The 20,927-nt window shown below is 56.3% G+C and carries 19 protein-coding genes; 18 read left to right on the top strand and 1 reads right to left on the bottom strand.

The window, feature by feature from the left end:
• The first annotated feature begins 76 nt into the window (after window positions 1-76).
• From clpP to YWK_RS18495, 8 genes are all read left to right on the top strand, one after another.
• Window positions 77-658: an ATP-dependent Clp endopeptidase proteolytic subunit ClpP gene (gene clpP / locus YWK_RS0105585; RefSeq protein WP_026964031.1), complete on the top strand. Its 582-nt coding sequence runs from the start codon at window positions 77-79 to the stop codon at window positions 656-658.
• 5 nt (window positions 659-663) lie between these two features.
• Window positions 664-1,737: a class I SAM-dependent methyltransferase gene (locus YWK_RS0105580; RefSeq protein WP_026964030.1), complete on the top strand. Its 1,074-nt coding sequence runs from the start codon at window positions 664-666 to the stop codon at window positions 1,735-1,737.
• A gap of 253 nt (window positions 1,738-1,990) precedes the next feature.
• Window positions 1,991-3,040, top strand: a complete 1,050-nt coding sequence (gene gap / locus YWK_RS0105575; RefSeq protein WP_026964029.1) for a type I glyceraldehyde-3-phosphate dehydrogenase — start codon at window positions 1,991-1,993, stop codon at window positions 3,038-3,040.
• A 152-nt stretch (window positions 3,041-3,192) separates the two neighbouring features.
• Entirely contained in the window at window positions 3,193-4,341 is a 1,149-nt protein-coding gene (locus tag YWK_RS0105570; protein WP_026964028.1) for a cysteine desulfurase family protein, read from the top strand.
• A gap of 8 nt (window positions 4,342-4,349) precedes the next feature.
• Entirely contained in the window at window positions 4,350-5,534 is a 1,185-nt protein-coding gene (gene thiI / locus YWK_RS0105565) for a tRNA uracil 4-sulfurtransferase ThiI (RefSeq protein ID WP_026964027.1), read from the top strand.
• Between the two features lie 43 nt (window positions 5,535-5,577).
• Window positions 5,578-5,823 (top strand): hypothetical protein, encoded by a 246-nt coding sequence (locus YWK_RS0105560; RefSeq protein WP_026964026.1) that lies wholly within the window; start codon window positions 5,578-5,580, stop codon window positions 5,821-5,823.
• 303 nt (window positions 5,824-6,126) lie between these two features.
• A complete protein-coding gene (locus YWK_RS0105555) occupies window positions 6,127-6,771 on the top strand; it encodes an RsfA family transcriptional regulator (protein ID WP_245578519.1) in 645 nt (214 codons plus the stop codon).
• Between the two features lie 93 nt (window positions 6,772-6,864).
• Window positions 6,865-8,115, top strand: a complete 1,251-nt coding sequence (locus YWK_RS18495; protein WP_051375190.1) for a Ger(x)C family spore germination protein — start codon at window positions 6,865-6,867, stop codon at window positions 8,113-8,115.
• 735 nt (window positions 8,116-8,850) lie between these two features.
• Here the strand turns inward: YWK_RS18495 and ymfI are convergent.
• A complete protein-coding gene (gene ymfI / locus YWK_RS0105540) occupies window positions 8,851-9,621 on the bottom strand; it encodes an elongation factor P 5-aminopentanone reductase (RefSeq protein ID WP_051375188.1) in 771 nt (256 codons plus the stop codon).
• Window positions 9,622-9,791: 170 nt separating this feature from the next.
• Between ymfI and YWK_RS0105535 the strand changes: the two genes are divergently transcribed.
• From YWK_RS0105535 to YWK_RS18485, 10 genes are all read left to right on the top strand, one after another.
• A complete protein-coding gene (locus tag YWK_RS0105535; protein ID WP_026964023.1) occupies window positions 9,792-11,123 on the top strand; it encodes an acetyl-CoA carboxylase biotin carboxylase subunit in 1,332 nt (443 codons plus the stop codon).
• A gap of 47 nt (window positions 11,124-11,170) precedes the next feature.
• Complete coding sequence (locus YWK_RS0105530) at window positions 11,171-11,383, top strand: acetyl-CoA carboxylase biotin carboxyl carrier protein subunit (RefSeq protein ID WP_026964022.1); 213 nt, start codon at window positions 11,171-11,173, stop codon at window positions 11,381-11,383.
• A gap of 16 nt (window positions 11,384-11,399) precedes the next feature.
• A complete protein-coding gene (locus YWK_RS0105525; protein WP_026964021.1) occupies window positions 11,400-12,314 on the top strand; it encodes a hydroxymethylglutaryl-CoA lyase in 915 nt (304 codons plus the stop codon).
• Complete coding sequence (locus YWK_RS0105520) at window positions 12,307-13,089, top strand: enoyl-CoA hydratase (protein WP_026964020.1); 783 nt, start codon at window positions 12,307-12,309, stop codon at window positions 13,087-13,089. Before YWK_RS0105525 ends, YWK_RS0105520 begins: the two co-directional genes overlap by 8 nt.
• Window positions 13,090-13,207: 118 nt before the next feature.
• Window positions 13,208-14,734, top strand: a complete 1,527-nt coding sequence (locus YWK_RS0105515; RefSeq protein WP_026964019.1) for an acyl-CoA carboxylase subunit beta — start codon at window positions 13,208-13,210, stop codon at window positions 14,732-14,734.
• Window positions 14,735-14,969: 235 nt separating this feature from the next.
• Window positions 14,970-16,607, top strand: a complete 1,638-nt coding sequence (bshC, locus tag YWK_RS18490; protein WP_051375186.1) for a bacillithiol biosynthesis cysteine-adding enzyme BshC — start codon at window positions 14,970-14,972, stop codon at window positions 16,605-16,607.
• Between the two features lie 217 nt (window positions 16,608-16,824).
• A complete protein-coding gene (gene mraZ / locus YWK_RS0105505) occupies window positions 16,825-17,256 on the top strand; it encodes a division/cell wall cluster transcriptional repressor MraZ (RefSeq protein ID WP_026964018.1) in 432 nt (143 codons plus the stop codon).
• Between the two features lie 11 nt (window positions 17,257-17,267).
• The gene (gene rsmH / locus YWK_RS0105500; protein ID WP_026964017.1) at window positions 17,268-18,206 is read left to right on the top strand and encodes a 16S rRNA (cytosine(1402)-N(4))-methyltransferase RsmH; all 939 of its coding nucleotides are present in this window, start codon (window positions 17,268-17,270) and stop codon (window positions 18,204-18,206) included.
• 37 nt (window positions 18,207-18,243) lie between these two features.
• A complete protein-coding gene (locus YWK_RS0105495; RefSeq protein ID WP_026964016.1) occupies window positions 18,244-18,603 on the top strand; it encodes an FtsB/FtsL family cell division protein in 360 nt (119 codons plus the stop codon).
• 8 nt (window positions 18,604-18,611) lie between these two features.
• Complete coding sequence (locus YWK_RS18485; protein WP_084453504.1) at window positions 18,612-20,855, top strand: PASTA domain-containing penicillin-binding protein; 2,244 nt, start codon at window positions 18,612-18,614, stop codon at window positions 20,853-20,855.
• Window positions 20,856-20,927: the final 72 nt, after the last annotated feature.

Genomic DNA, 20,927 nt, shown 5'->3' with positions numbered 1-20,927 from the left:
TTGCGTCATACTGTGAATGGGAATGCTGGATGCTTGCAAGAAGTAGCAAGGAAAACACTTCAAAGGAGGAGATTTCATGAGTTTGGTACCCATTGTTGTTGAACAGACGTCGCGGGGGGAACGCAGCTACGACATCTATTCGAGACTTCTGAAGGACCGCATCATTTTTCTCGGCAGTGCGATTGACGCCGACGTGGCCAACGCTGTGGTGGCGCAGTTGCTGTTCTTGGCAGCGGAAGATCCTGAGAAGGATATTCAAATGTACATCAATAGTCCTGGCGGCTCTGTCTCCGCGGGTCTCGCGATTTACGACACGATGATGCACATCAAACCAGACGTTTCCACTATTTGTGTAGGACTTGCCGCCAGCATGGGGGCCGTATTACTCGCGGCCGGTGCGAAAGGCAAGCGGTATGCCCTGCCAAACTCAGAAGTAATGATCCACCAGCCACTTGGCGGTGCACGGGGTCAAGCGTCCGATATCCAGATTCACGCGGAACACATTCTGAAGACCAGGGATCGGTTAAACCGCATCCTCAGTGAGCGCACGGGCCAGCCCTTGGAACGCGTGGAACAGGACACAGACCGGGATCGATTCATGGATGCGGAAGAAGCGAAAGCCTACGGTTTGATTGACGAAATCATTGTTCGCAAGTGACACGCATGAAGACGAGAACCGTTCAGGACGTACTTCGGGAATCCATTCGAGAGCAAGGCTGTATTTCTTTCTACGAGTTCATGGACATCGCACTGTACCACAACCTCGGGTACTACCAACGGTGCGTAGCGATTGGCAGAGAGGGTGCGGATTTCTATACGTCCGCTCAGAGTCGGCTGTTCTCCGCAACGCTGGGGCGGTATGTTGCACGTTGCTGGAAAGACTTTGGAGAGCCCAGCGCGCTGCAAGTGGTGGAGTTGGGCGCGGGCCAGGGAGAGCTCGCGCTCGGCGTTTGCCGAGCATTGGAGCAACGGTTGCCGACCTCTGTCCAATGGTCGTACTGTATCGTCGATGTGTCCCACAAGCTCAGAGCCATTCAACAAGCATCGGCGCGTGACGCAAAATGGGGCTCCCGCATTCGATGGAGCAATCCACAACCAGATGTGCCCACGGTGCTGATTGCGAATGAAGTTCTGGATGCACTTCCTGTGGAGCGCTTGCGGCGCACCGGTACAGGTCCCCGTGATTGGGAACGCGCACATGTGTGTGAAAGCAAGGACGGGGCATTCTGCTGGATGTGGGCTGCTGCCAGCGACGAACTGGCTGCTTTGGCTGCGCGGTGGCTACCTATCCAACCGGGGCAAATCGCTGAAATTGCCCCAGACGTGGCATCGTTCTTCGCGCGCTGTTGCACGTATGGCGCGCCCATAAAGGCGGTTTTTTTCGACTACGGGATTTCCACTCAGGAATGGTCCGAGGGCGTGCGTCCGAACGGCACGTTGCGGGCCTTCTCGCAACATCGAATTGTTCATCCATTAGAGAACCCTGGGGACGTCGATCTGACGGCGGACGTCCATTGGGACTACGTCGTCCACGCTGCGAGGCTCAGCGGCTGTCGCTGTGCCACGTTGTTGCCACAAGGGAATTTCCTGTTGCGCGAAGGCATTGCAGAGGAACTGCAGGCCCGTGCAGACGCTGCGGCTCCCGGTCAGTACACCCGATGGGTCGGCGAGTTCAAGCAACTGGTGCTACCCGGAGGGATGGGAGAGCGCTTCTGCGTGCTCGAATGTGAATGGTGAAGCGGGGCGAGAGAAGTGCTTCGAAAATTGGCCATTGCGTGTATGATTGCGGGGCTGGTGTTTTTACTGTTAGGGATTCATTTTTTGTACACCAGTAAAGCCTAATTCAATCCACGGTTTGTGACATACTAATGTCGAGAAATACACACATTTAGTATGGTACATTCCTTTCTTTTTGTGTAATATAGATACATAAGAACAAATCGTATGATCTATTTTCGGCGTTTTACACAAAGAGAAGGAGCGTCCCAGGATGACAATTCGTATCGCAATCAACGGCTTCGGACGGATAGGGAGAATGGTCTATCGGCGCGCCCTGGAATTTGGAGATATTCAGGTTGTCGCAGTGAATGGCACCGCAGACGCAGCAACGTTGACCCACTTGTTGAAGTACGATTCTCTGCATGGCACATGGCACAGGGATATTCAACTGACGAGTGACGGTTGGCGTGTTGGAGGGCAGCACACACGCGTTTTCAGCACGCGCAATCCGTCGGAGTTGCCGTGGGGTGAGTTAGATATCGATGTCGTGGTCGAGGCGACCGGGAAGTTCCGTACCCGTGAAACAGCCGGTGTACACCTTGAGCAAGGGGCACGCAAAGTCATTATTACTGCGCCCGCGAAAGGGGACGGCGAAGCAGACGCCACGATTGTCATGGGTGTCAACCACGATTCGTACAATCCCGACGAGCACCACATTGTATCTGGGGCTTCCTGTACGACAAATTGCCTCGCACCCGTGGTCAAGACGTTACACGAGGCGTTCACCGTGGAGAGCGGGCTCGTTACCACCGTTCACGCCTATACCAATGACCAGCGTAATCTGGATAACCCGCATAAGGATTTGCGGCGAGCGCGGGCCTGCGGACAATCCATTATCCCAACGAGTACCGGGGCTGCGAAAGCGATTGGCCTGGTCATACCCGCGTTACAGGGAAAATTGAACGGAGTTTCCCTGCGCGTTCCGACTCCGAATGTGTCGTTGATTGACCTGGTTGCTCAAGTCGAGTCCACGGTCACTGTGGAAGATGTCAACGCAGCTCTGGAAGAAGCTGCGAAATCCTCGCTGTTCGGCATTCTCGGTTATACCGGCGAGCCACTGGTGTCGGTTGACTTCAATGGCGATGAACGCTCGGCCATTGTGGATGGTTTGTCTACCATGGTCATCGGCGGGCACACGGTCAAGGTTCTTGCATGGTATGACAATGAGTGGGGCTACTCTTGCCGAATTGTCGATCTCGCTCGCTGGGTAGGGGCTCCTGTTACGGCGTTGCGCCGGAACGAAGTCGTTGGCCAAAAATAAAACGGGGCCGGAAAAGGTACACGACTCCAGAAGGCACGCGTTGCATGCGTGCCTTCTTTACTTTGCAAATCGCTGACATGTTTCGGTAAGCTAATAAGGCGGAGCGTTCGGACAGACGCTTTCGTCCACATACCACTAAAGGAGTCTCTGCAATGGAAGAGATCTATTTCGACACTGCCGCGACCACTCCACTTCTACCGGAAGTGCGGGATGCGCTGGTGGCGTCGTTTGACGTGTTTGGAAATCCTTCGTCCCTGCACAGAAAAGGGGTGCAGGCGGAAGCGCAATTGAAACGGGCACGAGAACAGGTGCGTAAATGTCTAGGCGTGTCCAGTGGCACACTGGTGTTTACCGGTGGTGGTACAGAAGCCAACAACCTCGCGGTGTTCGGTGTCGCGAAGCAGTATCGGGGACGCGGTGGACACATGGTCACCACGCAGATTGAACATCCGTCGGTTCGAGAGGCCTTTCAGGCGCTGGAACGCGATGGCTGGCACGTCACTTACGTGCCGCCTGCCACGGACGGCAGCGTGTCGGCAGAAGCAGTGCTGGACGCCGTGACAGACGACACTGTGCTGGTCAGTGTGATGCACGTCAACAACGAAACAGGCGCGATACAGCCAATTGCCGACATCGGACGCGCATTGCAGGAGAGGCCAAAAGTATTGTTTCACGTCGATGGCATCCAGGCGTTCGGAAAAGTTCCGAGTGGGATTCGGGATCTCGGTGTGGACTTGTACACCATGTCAGGCCACAAAATCGGTGCGCCCAAAGGGATTGGGGCTTTGTATCTCCGGCAAGGCGTGCGTATTGCACCGCTTCTGTACGGCGGCGGGCAAGAAAACGGATTGCGGTCGGGGACGGAAAACGTGCCCGGCATCATCGCTTTCGGGACAGCTGCAGAAGTGGCTGGGCGTCACGTGGAGGCACGTTGGCAACACGTCGAACAGCTGTCGAATGCACTGGTGGACGGACTCCGGCAATTGCCCAGATGCACGGTCCACCTTCCGAGCCCCAAATCACCGTACATTGTGAGTGCTTCGTTTGAAGGGCTTAAAGGGGAAGTCCTAGTGCACGCGCTGGAAGCCAAGGGGCTGTACGTCTCCACAGGGTCTGCCTGTTCCACGCGGGGCGGACATGTGAAAGCCAGCCATGTGCTGAGCGCGATGGGGCTGTCTCCAGCACAAATCAACGGTACAATACGGTTTTCGTTAGGGCCGTGGCACACATTGGACGACGTCCACCGAGCGCTTGCAATTGTGGAATCGCAAGTTCGCTGGTTGGTCGACTTGGAGAGGTAGGGAGCGCCATGACACAACACATTATCGTTCGATACGGGGAAATCAGCCTCAAAGGCAAGAATCGAGCAGAGTTTGAACGGATATTGGTTCGCAACATGAAGCAGAAACTCGCGGGCTGCAAAGGGGTCCGGATTCACCATACAGGCGGGCGAATGATGGTGGAAAGCGACGAAACGCAGGTCAGCAACGTACTGAGTCGCCTGCAAAACGTCTTCGGTATCGTCTCGCTCAGTCCGGCCAAGGTGACGGGACTGGATGTGGACCAGATGTCCACAGCCGTCGTAGACACGCTGTCTGATGCAGTGAAAGTAGACCATGCGCGGACGTTCAAGATTGAAGTCCGGCGGGCCAACAAACGTTTCCCAATGCAATCTCTTGAATTGGCGCGGGTGTTGGGGGGCCGCGCGCTGCAGGCGGTCTCCGATATCACCGTGGACGTCCATCATCCGGACATCACGGTGTTCGTGGAAGTGCGGGACCAGGAAGCGATGGTGTACGGGACGAAGGTCCCAGCCGTGGGCGGCATGCCCGTCGGGTCTGCGGGGCGAGTCGGTCTGCTGTTGTCCGGTGGCATTGACAGCCCTGTCGCAGGGTGGCTCGCCATGAAACGCGGTGCGGAAGTCGAGGCCATTCATTTCCACAGTTACCCGTTCACGAGTGAGCGGGCATTGCAGAAAGTAGAGGACCTCGCACAGATTCTCGCCGACTGGGGTGGACGCGTCCACATGCACACGGTCCATTTCACTGACGTCCAAACGGAAATCCGTAAGCACTGCCCGGACTCCTTGGGAATTACCATCATGCGGCGAATGATGCTCCGGATTGCTGAGGAAATTGGGCGTCGCCGGAAATTACTTGCGCTTGTCACAGGTGAAAGCCTGGGCCAGGTGGCCAGTCAGACGTTGGAGAGCATGCACGTGATCAACGCGGTGACTCGATGGCCGGTTCTTCGTCCACTGGTGGCGGAGGACAAAGTCGACATCATGAGGCGGGCTCGCCAAATCGGCACGTACGAGACTTCCATCCTTCCTTATGAGGATTGCTGTACGCTGTTCGTTCCGAAGAACCCGGCAACACGGCCGAAGCTGGCCGAAGTGGAGGAGGCCGAGCGCGCGCTTGCAGTGGAGCGACTGGTCGCGGAAGCCGTGGAGCGGACAGAGATGAAGACTTTTACAGCCCGGAATGGCGAGTGAGTGAGCTTTTCTGTGGCACCCTATGCAAGGGAGTGATGTTTGCATGGGGATTGTCCGAACGACATATCGGTTGATTAAATTATTGATGTTTATCTACGGTCTGTGGACCGCCATCCTGCGCGGTCGCTGGTTCGCAGTCGGTATCGGTCTTTGGCAGATCTTGCGAAAGCGGCGGGTGCGGCCCATTCAACCAACGGCGAACATCATGTTTGTCAACGCGTCCGAACCTGCGATTTACCGTCGCACTGGGCTCAGGAGACTGTTTTCTTCGCGGCGTAATGTGACCTGATGGCGAGGGGCGCCATGCGGACCAGCGGTGCGGAAGATAGGTAACAAAAGTCACACACGTTGTTCAACGGCGAACAACTCAATCGGTCGAAATTCGTACAGCTTCCCGTTTCTACGGTCAAACCGATGGGCGGGAAGCTGATTTTGTACGCTCCGGAACGTTGGCCGACAAGTGCGATGTTTACCACTTCGTAATTGGTTCCTGTTGGATGTTAAGTTTAAACCCTTGCAAAATTGGAAATTACTTATGATAGTTTGAACAGTCTATAAGGTTGTTTCGGCAGATTCAGGGGGATCAACAACGATGAAACAAAACTTACGCACCATGAGGCAAGACGCCTGGACGACAGAGGACGACGCGATTCTCGCGGAGGTCGTGATTAAACACATTCGCGACGGTAGTACACAGCTGGCAGGATTCAACGAGGCCAGTCGCAGGCTTGGACGAACGGCTGCCGCGTGTGGATTTCGCTGGAATGCCTGTGTCCGCAAACAGTTTCGTCCGCAGATTGAAGAAGCCAAGGAAGATAGAAAGCAGCGAAAGTCGGAGCGCATTCAGGCACAGATGGAAGGCGGAGATTACGACCATCCGACCGCAACGCTCATGAGTTGGGCACAGGTACTTCGCTTCTTGCGTCAGGAAAAGAACACGGCGCAGCAGTGGGCTACGCGTTGGCGAGCTGCCCAACGGGAAGCGGCCGAGTGGAAATCCAGGTATGAGTGCCAGAACGATGAATTCGGGCGACTGCGAGAGGAACATGAGTCACTCCGTCGCGACTACGAGACCATGGCAAGTGATTATCGCGCGCTGGTGCAAATTGTGGAACGGGCTCGCAAAGCGACATTCCTCGATGCCAGTGATGTCACCTCAGGATTTATGTACCGGATTGACGAGTACGGAAATCTCGAACGCGTCAGCGCTGACAATGCTATGGAGCAGGCAGAGTAGACAGGAAAGGCTCACAGAGGGGCATCCCTTTGTGAGCCTCTTTTCGCATGAAGCCAGGTCGGCTGGGGAAGCTAGTCCTGGCGGGTGATGAATATGGGTTACCATCGTTTGCGTCAAGCTGTCATTACACTCTTAACGTGCGCACTCTGTAGTTGTGTCACAGGTTGTTATGACCGACAGGAGCTGGAACAACAAGCGTTTGTCACAGCGCTTGGCATTGACAAGGCACCGGGTGACATGATTGATTTCACGCTTCGTTTTGCGCTTCCACAGAACCCCGCCGGCGGCGGAGGCGGTGGAAGCTCTGCGGATACACCGCTGGCAGGAAAAGCACCCGTCACGTATCGCGCCCACAGCGTGACGGAGGCATTGCTTATCGCGAATTCCAGTGTGGAGCGCCAGGTGTCTCTCACCCACTTAACCAACATCGTTTTCGGCAAGTCATTGGCTCAAGAGGGGCTCAAGCCGACGATGCAGGTGTTGGTACGGTACCGTGAGTTTCGCCCCACGATTCTCGTGGGTGTGGCAGATGGTACAGCACGCGAAGTCCTTGCAACTCAGAAGCCGATGCTGGATAAAACATCTGGTCGTCTCGCGGATGGCATCGCCTTGACCAGTCAGAGAACCGGTCTGGTTCCGGTGGTGTACCTGCAAGACTTGCACCGCTTTGTAGAAGGTGAACAGTCTGGAGGTGTCTTGCCGCTGTTCTCCATCAATCAGAAGGTCAAGGACGATCCGCAGGGAGAACAAGGCGTGAAGGACGGGCAGGACGTCTTTCAACCGGGAGAAGTGCCGCGAGCGGGTGGAGACCCGGTAGAGTGGCTCGGTGCTGCCGTATTCCGCCACGACCAACTGGTTGGGATGCTCAACGGGCGTGAATCGATACAACTACAATTCCTTTCGGGGATTCTGCGCAACACGAAGCTGGATTTTTCCGATCCACTGGCACCGGGTAAGCACGTCGGTCTCTCGATGCGTAAAGAACGCGCGCCTCGATACACCGTTCAGTTGTCGAATCCAATGGCCATTGATGTGGACGTGCCTCTGGAGGCTGATTTGTTAAATGTAGAGAGTGGTGTGGATTACAGCCGGCCCGAGAACCGCACCAAGCTGGAACAGAGCTTACAGGCGGCTACCGCAAAGGAGTACACGGCACTGCTCACGAAGCTCTACCACGACTACGACGCCGATGTCATTCCCATATCTTCACATGCTCGCGGACATTTCGCCACGGACCAGCAGTTCACATCGTACCCTTGGGCACAGCGATTCCGCACGGCAGACATTCGGGTGCACGTGAGCCTAAGGATCCGGCGATTTGGTGTACAGCTCACTCCGCTCTAAGAATCAGTAAAAAGGAAATGGTGGGGCAGGCGGCCTGAACTCTGGGGGGACCACTCCGGGTGTTGGTGCTCCGGGGCGAGCATACCCTGAGCCCGGTGGTCGGGATGGTGGTGCCCATGGCACTGCATGGTGAGGTGCAGGCGCCGGTGTGCGAGGAACGTTCGGCCAGGGAGGGGGCGTTTGGGTAGAAGGCGCCTCTTGGTTTGATGGTGGGGCATCGTTGTTGGACAGAGCGTTCATTACGGACGAGCCAATCCACTGCAGCATGAGCGGGAACATCGGGTGACGAATCCACTGGACAACCTGCTTTGTATCGAATGAACCCGCTCCGGGAACCTGATCCCGAATCGTCTCGGACAGACTGACAACCAGAGAGAGGAGATCGTTCTCGGCGAGACCCCAAGCACGTGCTTCCTTTCGAAGTTGTCGGCGGAGTCGCTTGAGTTTCACCGTCTCACGAGCAGGTGTGTGCCTTCGTAAAGATGTCTGACGCCCGTGCCTCGTGTGCTCCGCTCTGCGTTTCAAGTGAAGTCTCCCCTTTCCGCGATGGCACGAATCGAGGAGTCGACAGGGCGCGTATGACACGGCTCATGTACGACTCCTCTATGTCTTACCGCGGTGCTCTCCCTATAAGGAATGACGGAGACGAGCCAATCGACAGGGCGGCTGTACCCGAATGCGAAAATCGGGTGTAGTCCGAGCGTTGCAACAACGGGGGCTCCAGTCCAACATCGCTCAGGTAACCAAGCCTCCATTTGGGCTAATCACCTGTCCCGTCACGTACGAAGCGCTGGGGGAGGCGAGAAAAAGCACTGCGTGCGCGACGTCGTCTGGATGACCCAGCCGCCCGACGGGCGTCTCCTCGGCCAGCTCCCGTTTTTCTTCCGGCGATAAATTCCAAAGCATATCGGTCTCAATGGCCCCGGGAGCGACCGCGTTGACGGTGATGCCAGAACGAGCCACTTCCTTGGCGAGTGCCTTGGTAAACGCAATCAGGCCGCCTTTGGAAGCCGAGTATGCCACCTCGAACGATCCGCCAGAGAGTCCCCAGATGGACGAAATGTTGATGATGCGCCCGTACTCTGCTCGGACCATGTGTGGAAGGACAGCTTTCGCACACAGAAACGGCGCCGTGAGATTGCTCTTCATAAGGGATTCCCACTCTTCCAGGGTCGTGTCCATTAACAACTGTGAACTCCCAATCCCTGCGTTGTTCACGAGAATACGAGGGACGCCGAGTTCCGCGGCCGCCGCAACAAGCGAATCCACGTCGGCAGGTTCGGTCACGTCGGCCTGAACCGCAATCGCACGACTGCCCATTTGGTGGATCTGAGCAACAACGTCGTCCGCTGCCGCCTTCGACTGTCGGTAGTTCACGACTACATAGGCTCCTGCTCGAGCCAAAGAGATAGCGATGGAACGCCCAATCCCTCTAGACGCACCTGTGACGATGGCGACCTGGCCAAACAGCGGCCTCGTCGTAGAGTATGGAAATCCTGGTGTCATGACCACCCTTCTCTCGGACAATGTACAGTGAATGATTGTAACACACATCTGAATGTACCGAGAAATGCGGCCAAAGGCCCCGCCGCCTCGGAATGGGCGACTCTTCCACTTTGCAAAGAGTCTTGTGAACTGTTACGCTAATATAGAATGTTGGGGAGAGGGGGAATTCTATGTTTCGCAAAGTTCTGATTGCGAATCGAGGCGAAATCGCGCGCCGGGTGATTCGCACTTGCCAAAGGCTCGGCATCGCAACGGTGGCTGTGTATTCCGATGCGGACGCGGATGCTTTGCACGTCCGTGAGGCGGACGAGGCCGTACGCATTGGTCCACCCCCTGTGGCGCAAAGTTACTTGCAAGTCAACGCCATTGTCCAGGCTGCGCGAGACACGGGCGCCGATGCGGTTCATCCAGGCTATGGTTTGCTCAGTGAACAGCCGGCCTTCGCAAGAGCGGTCCGGGAAGCTGGGATCAAGTTCATTGGCCCCTCAGCAGACGCGATTGCGGCCATGGGCAGTAAAATTGCCGCTCGCAGCATGATGAAAACGGCCGGCGTGCCCATTGTTCCGGGAACAGAGGGTGCTGTAGACCTTGCGGAAGCGCTTTCTTTCGCTGAACAAATCGGGTATCCCGTGATGTTGAAAGCTGCTCACGGCGGCGGCGGAATCGGGATGCAAGTGGTACACAACGCCGACGAGTTGAGCAAGGTGTTCACCTCGAATCAGTCGCGTGCCAAAGCCTACTTTGGCAATGGAGAAATGTTCGTCGAAAAAGTAGTGGAATCACCGCGCCACATCGAGATTCAGGTGCTGTTTGACGAACACGGCAACGGTGTCTTCTTGTGGGAACGCGAGTGCTCTGTGCAGCGGCGGCACCAGAAGGTCATTGAGGAAGCGCCGTCATCGTTTGTCGATGATGAACTGCGCCAAGCGATGGGACAGGCCGCGTTGAAGGCTGCGCAGACGATAGGGTACAGCAATGCCGGGACGGTTGAGTTTCTCGTGGACAGTGCCAAGCAATTCTACTTTCTTGAAATGAACACGCGGCTTCAGGTCGAGCACCCGGTGACCGAAATGATTACGGGACTTGACCTGGTAGAACTCCAGTTGCAGATTGCGGACGGCGCTCTCTTGCCGTTTGCGCAGTCCGACGTTCCGCTCGTCGGTCACGCGATTGAGTGTCGGGTGTACGCGGAAGACCCGGAAAAAATGTTGCCATCGCCTGGCACCATTGAACAGTTGACGTTGCCGACGGGCGAAGGCGTCCGCAACGATGTCGGTGTGGAGAGCGGATCGAAAGTCACTCCGTATTACGATCCAATGATTGGCAAGTTGATTGTCCACGCGCCAAGTCGGTCGGAGGCGATTCGGCGGATGGCGGACGCGTTGTCATCGTATACCGTCACCGGCATCAAGACGAATTTACCGCTGCTTCGCAAGGTCATCGACTCCGATGCGTTTGCACGTGGGGATACGACGACCGATTTTCTGCACAAGTGGTTTTGACCATGTATTGCATCATGAATTTCAAACGAAAGGTGTCGTGAACAAAGATGGCGCAAATTTTCGCTTCCATGGCAGGTACAGTCCTCAGTGTCTCCGTGTCGGTGGGTGACGCGGTGCAAGAAGGACAAGATGTAGTGACACTGGAGTCGATGAAGATGGAAGTTCCGATTTCAGCAGACTCAACGGGCACGGTCAAGGCTGTACACGTTCAGGCTGGAGACTTTGTCAACGAAGGAGATCCGTTGGTCGACTTAGAGTAGAGAGGAGACGGGGACGATGGCCGACCAGGTTGTACTCAAAGAAGTGGGGCCCCGCGACGGATTGCAGAACGAGGCGGGCTTTGTTCCGACCGATGTCAAGGTGGAGCTGGTCAACCGGTTATCGGAGGCTGGGTTTCAGTACATAGAGGTCAGTTCCTTCGTACATCCCAAGTGGATTCCGCAATTGGCGGACGCGGCCGACGTGTTCCATCAGATTCACCGCAAGGAAGGCGTCGAGTACAGTGCGCTGGTCCCGAACGAAAGAGGTTTGGAACGGGCGCTCGAGGTCGGCGTCGACGCGGTCAATGTTTTTATGTCGGCGAGCGAAACGCACAATCTGAAGAACATCAACAAGTCGATAGCAGACACGTTTCCTGTGTTGGAACCCGTCATTCGCGGCGCCAAGCAGGCGGGGAAACCGGTTCGAGGATACGTTTCCACCGTCTTTGGTTGCCCGTACGAAGGTCCAGTGGCAGTGGAGAACGTTCTCTCGGTTTGCTATCGATTATTTGAACTCGGCATCGACGAATTATCCCTGGGGGATACCATTGGCGTCGCAGTGCCCACCCAGGTCCGCTCCGTGGTCGAGACGTTAGCGAAGGAAGTAGATTTGTCTCGCATTGCATTGCATTTTCACGACACGCGCGGGATGGCTGTGGCCAATGTGGTGGCCGGCTATGACGCCGGTGTTCGCGTGTTCGATGGGTCTGTCGGTGGCCTGGGTGGCTGTCCTTACGCACCCGGGGCCTCGGGGAACGTCGCCACCGATGATCTTTTGTACCTGTTTGATGGCATGGGCATCGCCACGGGGATTGACAGTCAGGCGGTAGCGGACATCACGCGTTGGTTTGAAGAGAAACTTGGTCGGCCATTGCCGAGCCATGCTCGAGCGGTCGCCCGGGGACGCGAAAGGGGAGCATCGTGTGACTGAAAAGTTCGTCAACATACAAGAGCAGGACGGCATCGTGACGCTGACGTTGAACCGTCCAGACAGCGCGAACGCGCTATCGCTCGCGTTGCTGTACGACTTGCACGACGCGCTGTACCAAGTCAAGTTTCGTCCTGACGTCCGCGTTGTGATTGTCACCGGCGCTGGCAACAAGGCATTCTGCGCTGGCGCGGACTTGAAGGAACGCAAAGGGATGGACGATACACAGGTTCGGAGAACGGTCAGTCTGATTCGCGGTGTTGTTGAAGACCTCGCCGATTTACCGATGCCGACCATCGCCGCCATCAATGGAGTGGCGTTCGGTGGTGGCACGGAACTGGCACTCGCTGCCGACCTGAGGATTGCTTCGAAGACGGCCAAACTTGGACTCACTGAAACAAGCCTCGCGATTATTCCGGGCGCGGGGGGGACACAGCGCTTACCGCGGCTGATTGGCCTGGCAAAGGCCAAGGAATTGATTTATACCGCGAGGCGCATCGACGCCGACGAGGCGTTGTCGTTCGGGCTCGTCAATCAGGTGGTGGACGCGGAAGACTTGTTGTCAGCTGCGTACCAACTCGCTGCGGAAATTGCAGCCAATGGACCGGTTGCCGTGCGTCAAGCGAAATTTGCCATTGATCAGGGCTTTGGGGTCGACCTCCACACTGGGCTCGCCATCGAGCAAAAGGCGTACGAGGTCGTCATCCCTACGGATGATAGGTTGGAAGGACTCGCTGCTTTCGCAGAAAAGCGCAAACCGAACTACATTGGACGATGATGAATGTGCGTGTCCGATACAGGGGCAACGTCAGGCGCGTGTGAGGCGAATCAAGCGCGTGAAGATGCAGACTTCTCGACCCTGTTCGGACAACCTCTGAAAAGGAGTGAGCCTGTGTATGGGGAACGATAGACTTCAGCAGTTCACGGAAGAAATCAAGTCCGGCGGTGCACCAAAGTACCACGAGAAAAACAGGGAAGCGGGCAAACTGTTTGTCCGCGACCGGCTCAAGTTGTTGTTTGACAACGACCTTCAAACGGAAGACGGCCTATTTGCCAACTGCATGGCCGACGGGTTGCCCGCGGATGGCGTAGTCACGGGGATTGGAACGATTCACGGGCGCCCTGTGGCCGTGATGGCAAACGACAGCACTGTGAAGGCCGGGAGCTGGGGCGCACGCACGGTGGAGAAGATCATCCGCATTCAGGAAGTCGCCGAAAAAATGCAGATTCCCCTGGTATACCTTGTCGACTCGGCGGGGGCGCGGATTACGGATCAAATTGAAATGTTTCCGGGTCGGCGCGGGGCTGGCCGTATCTTCTACAACCAGGTTCGCCTGTCGGGTATGATTCCGCAGGTTTGCGTGTTGTTCGGGCCGTCCGCCGCAGGCGGAGCGTACATTCCGGCGTTTTGTGACATCGTCATCATGGTGGACAAGAACGCGAGCATGTACCTCGGGTCACCACGTATGGCAGAGATGGTGATTGGCGAGAAGGTCACATTGGAAGAAATGGGCGGTGCCCGCATGCACTGCTCGGTCAGTGGATGCGGAGACGTGTTGGCGGCCAACGAGGAAGAGGCCATTCAGTCGGCGCGTCAGTATCTCAGCTACATGCCTTCAAACTTCACCGAAAAACCGCCTGTGGCCGAGCGAAAGTCGCCAGCCGTATTTGAAAAGACGATTTCGCAGATTGTTCCCGAGAACCAGAATGCGCCGTTCAACATGTTGGATCTCATCCAGCGCGTGATTGACGACGGTAGCTGGTACGAAGTGAAAAAGTTGTTCGCACCAGAAATCATCACAGGGTTTGGTCGGATTGGCGGAAAAGTCGTTGGGATTGTCGCGAACCAGCCACGGGTCAAGGGTGGCGTGTTGTTCGTCGATTCCGCGGACAAGGCGGCCCGTTTTATTACGCTGTGCGATGCGTTTCACATCCCATTGTTGTTCTTAGCCGACGTACCAGGGTTCATGATTGGTACGAAAGTGGAGCGAGCTGGCATCATTCGGCACGGCGCCAAGCTGATTGCCGCCATGTCTGAAGCGTCCGTCCCGAAAATCAGCGTCATCGTGCGTAAAGCATACGGAGCAGGCCTGTATGCGATGGCCGGCCCTGCCTTTGAACCGGACTGCTGCCTCGCCTTCCCGAATGCGCAAATTGCCGTGATGGGACCGGAAGCTGCCGTCAACGCGGTCTACAGCAACAAAATTGCGGAACTGCCAGAATCAGAACGGCAGGCGTTTGTTGAACAAAAACGGGAAGAATACCGCCAGGACATCGATATCTATCGGTTGGCATCGGAACTCATTGTCGATGACATTGTCCAGCCGGATCAGTTGCGCGATGAACTCGTGACTCGTTTTGCGATGTACGAAACCAAGTCACTGTCATTCGGGCGGCGGAAGCATCCGGTATATCCCGTCTAACGATAGTACAAGCTTTGGTTGATTGCTGCCCGCTACAGGGCGTTCAAACAGGCGAGCGTGGACGTGGTGGACGTGAGTTCCGGCGGAAACTTGCCGAAAGGGCCCCTGAAGTCATATGCTGGGTACCAGGCACCTTTTGCAGCGGCGATTCGTACCAGGGTGAATTCTCTATACATGTTGATGCGCCGTGTGCAAGGGCCCACAAGTAAGCTTGACGGAAATGGGGAACATTTCTATGGAATGGACGCTGCGCGCAGAGTCTAGCGGAAATCCGCTGACGGACGTGCACCAACACGCGTTCCACCAAGTCGCAGACTTATACCACCTGCAGAACCCGACGGAGTTGGAGACGTATCGTCGGCGGGCAGAACACCTGCAAAGCGAGTTCACTGTCCCTCACCGGGAGGCATTGGTCAGTGCCTTGCGTCCGCATATGCTGGCATTGGGCGCGTCCGAGGCCTGTCTTCGCCAGTTGGAACGGTTGCGAGATCCAAGGAGCGTGGCCGTTGTCACGGGCCAACAGGCGGGGTTGTTTACCGGGCCTCTGTACGCGCTGTACAAAGCGTTGTCTGCCATTGGGATGGCCGAGCGGTTGGAACAGGAACTCGACAGGCCGGTGGTGCCTATTTTTTGGGTGGCTTCGGAAGACCACGACTGGGGAGAAGTCAATCACGCCTACGTTCTGGATGGCGACGAAGAAATTCGCAAACTTCGCCTGCAGCAGGATGTACCATTGCATCAAATGGTGTTTCATACGCAGCTGACACCGGATGCAGTTCAGCGCGTGTTGGCGGACGCGCACCATGCCCTCCCAGAGGCTCCGTACAAATACGAAGTTCTGGCGCAGATTGAAGAAGCGTTCGCAGACGGCATGGCAATGTCAGACTGGTTTGCGAAACAACTCTTACATATGCTTGCACCGAAAGGCATTGTCATGCTGGATCCGTGCTTGCCGTCCTTGCGCGCGTTGATTCGACCGGTCTGGAAGCACGCGCTGCAATACGTCGCCGACGTTCAAACGGAACTTGACGCTGTCTATCAAGACGTGACCCGTCGTGGCTTTGAACCGCCCGTCATCCGCGATGTCACCAACACCACGGTGTTCTATGTGGAGGATGGGAAGCGGTTCGTTCTCGAAACCACAAGTGAGGGACGTCTCCGTGCGCGCGGGCTCGGCGTGGAAAAGTCGTTGGAAGAGTGGCTCGCTCTCGCCGAAGAGCGCCCGGAAAATTTCAGTTCCAACGTACTTCTGCGGCCTGTTGTGCAAGATGCGCTCTTGCCGACGCTCACATACGTCGGGGGTCCGGCAGAGGTCGCCTATCATGCGCTGGCCGGCGCTGTCTTCCGCGCCCATGGTCGAACGCTCCCTCCTCTGATTCTGCGACACCGGCTGCGTCTGTTTCCGCCCACGGTGCGACGGCAGATGGAAAAGTGGGGGCTGACGACGGACGTATTAAATCAACCGTTGGACGTGGCCCATTGGTTGCGCACTCGACTGGAGGGCTCGGCGTTGGAGGATGCTGTTGCTGCGTTACAGGAACAGACACGCGCTCGGTGGGCAGCGTGGGTGGAACAATTCGGCCACGTCGGTCCTCAAGTACGGGAGCTCACGGATCGGCACATCGCGCGGGAACTGGCAGGCATCGAGCGCGTAGCCAGAAAAACCCGACGTCAATTTGAACTCCAGCACGACGTGGAGTTGCGGCAACTCCACCATGTCAATCGCTGGCTGTGGACAGACGGTCATCCACAGGAGCGACGCTTGTCTCCACTCAACCTTTGGACGAAATACGGCGTTCGCTGGCTCGTAGAAGCCCCCATTTGGTTGGAACCTCCTGCTTCAGTTGGCACTTACGACGTGTTCTTCAACTAAAGAATTCACACACAATCCACTGGTCTTGGGATACCCAAGGCCAGTGTTTTTTTGTGCCACGGCCGCTGGACGTTGCAGGTTGGCGCTTCGGTGTGCGAAAAAATCTCGTCAATTTACCGGTGGTGAGAAGGAATCCGTGATTGCAGGGCGAATGCATAGGTGAGTGGTGGGAAGTGGAGCAAAGTGGTGCGAAATGGGGAGAAGGTGGTGAAGACGCTTGTTCATGGGGGAGTATCAACATACGCTCGACGACAAAGGGCGAATGACTATCCCCGTGAAATTCCGCGAAGAGTTAGGTTCCAATTTCGTGATGACCCGCGGTTTGGACAAGTGTCTGTTTGTGTATCCCCGCACCGAATGGGAGATCTTAGAGGCTAAGTTGAAAAGCTTGCCGATGACGCGTGCTGACGCCAGGTCGTTCGTACGGTTCTTCTTTTCCGGGGCGACGGAGTGCGAACTTGACAAACAGGGGCGCGTGTTGATTCCGTCGTCTCTGCGAGAGTATGCAGGCCTCACCCGGGACGCTGTTGTGCTCGGTGTGTCGAATCGTGTTGAAATATGGAGTCAGGAGGCGTGGGCAAGCTACTCCGAGCAAGCTGCGGAGTCGTTCGCAGAGATTGCCGAGAAATTAGTCGACTTAGCGTTTTAGGAGTGACCCATGTGCAAACTTTTGAGCATACCACCGTACTTTTGGAGGAAACTGTCGACGCTGTTTTGCCGCGTGACGGCGGACGTTATATAGACTGCACACTCGGGGGCGCCGGACATAGTGAGCGATTGTTGAACAAGAGTGCCCCGAGCGGTTTGTTGCTGGCGTTTGACCAGGACACGTCCGCTATCGAGCACGCAAAGCAGAAGCTGCAAGCGTACGAAGGGCGCGTACAGTTCGTTCACGCGAACTTTCGACACATTGCAGAAGAAGCTTCCGCGCGAAAGTTTACGGATGTCGATGGCGTGCTGTTTGATCTGGGTGTGTCCTCGCCACAATTCGACGAGGGAGAGCGGGGGTTCAGTTACCGATTTGACGCGCCGCTCGACATGCGAATGGACACGCGCCAGACCCTGACAGCGGCAGATATCGTAAACAAGTATTCAGAGGCTGAACTTGCCCGTATTTTCTTTCAGTACGGGGAGGAGAAATTTAGTCGACCTATCGCGAGGCTGATTGTTCGACGCCGTGAGGAACGGCCGATTGATTCAACCAGCGAGCTGGCTGACTTGGTCAAAGCAGCCATTCCGGCGCCCGCGCGCAGGTCGGGGCCCCACCCCGCAAGGCGGGTGTTCCAGGCTCTGCGCATTGCTGTGAACGACGAACTGGGCGCGCTGGAGGAAGCCTTGCAAGGCGCGTTTCAAGTGCTGAAGCCTGGTGGCAGGATGGCAGTCATCACGTTCCATTCGCTGGAGGACCGTATTGTAAAACACGCCTTTCAGGCACTGGCACAAGGGTGCATATGTCCTCCAGACTTTCCAGTGTGTCGCTGCGGCAACGTGCCGAAGGCGAAGTTGGTGACCCGGAAACCGGTGGTCCCAAGTGCACAGGAAGTTGAGGAGAATCCGCGCAGCCGATCCGCAAAACTGCGCGTCATTGAGAAACTATAAACCATTTTATGAACAGCCACGGGAGGCGACTTGATACATGTTGGCAGTTAAACAAACGACAGTTCGAGAGACGCAGACGCGGTCGACGCAACACACACAGCAACAAACGAGAGCACGTGAAAGGTCTGCCCTGCGCGACCGGCTGAGTCTGGGCTTGTGTCTCGTCACGTGCGTCGGCGTGGGTTGGTTTATCGCGAGCACAGGCGCCAAAATTGATAAGTTGAGTTACAGTGTCGACAACATGCAAACGCAGATCCAGAAGGTCCAAGCGGAGAATGCGTCCCTGACGAGCCAGGTGGATGAACTGTTGCAGCCAAGTCGAATCTTGGGCATCGCACTCGGTCGCCTTCATATGCAGTACGCTGACCCTGTCCAAATTCAAAGCGGCAGCCATTAACGGAGTGGATGGGCTTGAAATCTAGGAAAAGAACACTACGTCCGAGTCGGCACCGCAAACGGGTCATTGCTATGCAGGCGGCTTTTGTGTTGACACTCGGCGCTGTCGCACTGCGCATTTACTACGTCCAGAGCGCCTTTGGTCCGAAGCTGCTGTCGGAAGCGAACCAGGTTCAAAATACCACCCAAGTGGTATTGGCTCAGCGAGGGGCGCTCCTCGACCGCAACGGACATCCTCTCGCTTACGACGTCCCAGCTTTTATGATGGACATCAAGACGGACGCGTTTCCCGACCTGCAGTTGTTAGCCACTCAACTCTCTCCTATCCTTGGTGATTCCGCGGACCATATTGCCAAACAGCTACAAAGCGGGAAACACTGGGTGCGCTGGCCGAGTTCTGTGCTGGAGCCGGACAAGGAGAAGATCCAGCGTATCCTCAAGAATAAGGCCATCTTCGGTACCGACCACACCTCCGATGTGACGTTTACGCCCACGGAAAAGCGGGTGTATCCTTATGGCTCATTTGCAGCCAACACGCTCGGATACGTGACGCACGACGGCGTCGGTGCGAGTGGGCTCGAGGCAGAATACAACAACGTTCTCTCTGGTGAAAACGGAGAGGTATCATACACGAGGGATATCTGGGGCTTCCCATTGCAAACGACCGTTCACACCACGAAACAGGCTGTTCCGGGGAAAAATGTCGAATTGACGATAGACCAAACCATTCAGGGGTTTGTCGAAGCCAAGATGGACGACTTGATGAAGCAGTACAACCCGGACCACGCCGCGATTATCGTCACAGATCCGTTGACCGGTGAAATTCTCGGCATGGCCAGTCGTCCCACATTTGATCCGAACAATTATGTCAACGCGACTCCCGAAGCGTTGTACAACAACTGGGCCGTGAACGACGCGTTTGAACCTGGTTCCACGTTCAAGATGTTGACACTGGCAGCAGGGCTGGCGACACACGTCATTTCGCTGGATCAGACGTTCGTCTCGGGGCATATGAAGGTGGCGGACCGCACCATCAACGACTGGAACCACGTGGGTTGGGGAACGCTGACGTACCGTCAAGCGCTTGAGCAGTCCAGCAACGTTGGATTTGCCACGGTTGCCCTCAAGCTGGGCTGGGGAAACTTGTTGCATTTCATGGATACGTTCGGCTTTTTGAACAAGACGGGTATCGATTTTCCCAATGAGGCGGGTTCCATTATTTTTCCGCCGAAGGACCGCGGGGAAGTGGAGTTGGCGACCTCTGGATTTGGACAGGGCATCGCCGTCACCCCCATGCAGCAAGTGGCGGCCTACGGGGCGATTGCGAACGGAGGCAAGCTGATTCGGCCGCATCTCGCGAAGGCGCTGATAGATCCCAACACTGGCAAGGTGGTCAAGACGTTCCAACCCGTGGTGGAGAATCCGCAAGTCGTGCCCAAGGACGTCGTGCAGCAAGTCAATGACACGTTGGTTCTAGACGTCTCCAAGGGCATTGACAGTGTGGGCCAAATCCCTGGCTACGACGTCGCCGGGAAGACCGGGACGGCACAGAAAAAGACTCCCACAGGTGGTTATTACAAGGACCGGTTCATCGTTTCGTTTATCGGCTACGCGCCGGCGGAGAATCCCAAGTTTGAAGTGTACGTGACGCTCGACTGGCCGAAAACGCCAGAGAGCAACACGTGGGGCAGCACCGTGGCAACGCCAGCGGCGCGAGACATCCTTCAGGAGTGTCTCCAATATGCACACATTCCACCAAAGTCTGGAATGCAATCCTCGTCGACAGCAAACGCGGTGAAGGCCGACACGCATTACGTGCAAACGCCGAACCTGGTCGGGGAGTCTACCACCGATGCCGAGGCTTCACTCAAGAAGTTGGGGCTCGTCGCGAATGTCGTCGGTGACGGTGGCCCTGTGAAGAATCAGTGGCCCGCACCCGGACTGGAGGTTCCAGCCGGTACGAAGATGTACCTGTGGGCACCCGGGGCAGACCCCACGACAGGGGTCATGCCTGACTTGACTGGTGTGTCCATGCGTGAGGCAGGCGACATCCTCGCGGCGATGGGTGTGAACCTGGAGCCGAAAGGCGATGGGTTTGCCGTTTCCCAATCAGTGGCACCAGGTCAGCCAATTCAACGCGGGGCAACGGTGGCGGTGGACTTTGAACCGCCAAAGAATCCGGTGGACCAGGCGTTTGCATCCATTGCAAACGACACTTCGAATGTGGCCGGAAACGGAAACAATTCAAATTAGAGCACTGGCACGCCGATGATAGGGCACCATTCGAACAACTCGGAATGGTGCCCTAAGACATGCTTCTATGGC

This window comes from Alicyclobacillus pomorum DSM 14955 (assembly GCF_000472905.1).
Taxonomy (GTDB): domain Bacteria; phylum Bacillota; class Bacilli; order Alicyclobacillales; family Alicyclobacillaceae; genus Alicyclobacillus_A; species Alicyclobacillus_A pomorum.
Note: the sequence above shows the minus strand (reverse complement) of the source record. Positions and strands in the feature narration are given on the sequence as shown.